1 protein-coding gene is annotated in these 693 nt (G+C 47.3%); it reads right to left on the bottom strand.

All coding sequences use genetic code 11. The annotated features are described in order from the left end of the window. A partial coding sequence (locus E5983_RS09325; RefSeq protein ID WP_269148544.1) for a Rib/alpha-like domain-containing protein occupies positions 1-693 on the bottom strand: 693 nt, incomplete at both ends.

Below are 693 nucleotides of genomic sequence, written 5' to 3' on the forward strand. Positions count from 1 at the left end.
AGAACCATCTGGGTAGGTTACAACTACTGTAACTACTTTGTCTCCCTCACCTGTTGTGTCTACTGGCTCCTTGAAGGATACTTTCGTTCCTGCTGGAAGTTCAGACAGGTTGGCAATGGAATCTTCTGCCTTCGGTGTAGAACCTGGCTCAACTGTTTGATCCTTAGCGACTGGAGTATTCTTATCTGCATCTGTTGCAGGCTTAGATACCTTAACGGTCACTGAGACTTCTTCACTAGAACCATCTGGGTAGGTTACAACTACTGTAACTACTTTGTCTCCCTCACCTGTTGTGTCTACTGGCTCCTTGAAGGCTACCGTAGTACCTGCTGGAAGTTCAGACAGGTTGGCAATGGAATCTTCTGCCTTCGGTGTAGAACCTGGCTCAACTGTTTGATCCTTAGCGACTGGAGTGTTCTTATCTGCATCTGTTGCGGACTTAGATACCTTAACGGTCACTGGGACTTCTTCACTCGAACCATCTGGGTAGGTTACCACTACTGTAGCTGGTTTATCGCCTTCACCTGTCGTGTCTACTGGATCCTTGAAGGCTACCGTAGTACCTGCTGGAAGTTCAGACAGGTTGGCAATGGAATCTTCTGCCTTCGGTGTTGATCCTGGCTCAACTGTTTGATCCTTAGCGACTGGAGTATTCTTATCTGCATCTGTTGCGGACTTAGATACCTTAACGGT

Origin of the sequence: Streptococcus danieliae, assembly GCF_009767945.1 — a bacterium.
GTDB classification, from domain to species: Bacteria; Bacillota; Bacilli; order Lactobacillales; family Streptococcaceae; genus Streptococcus; species Streptococcus danieliae.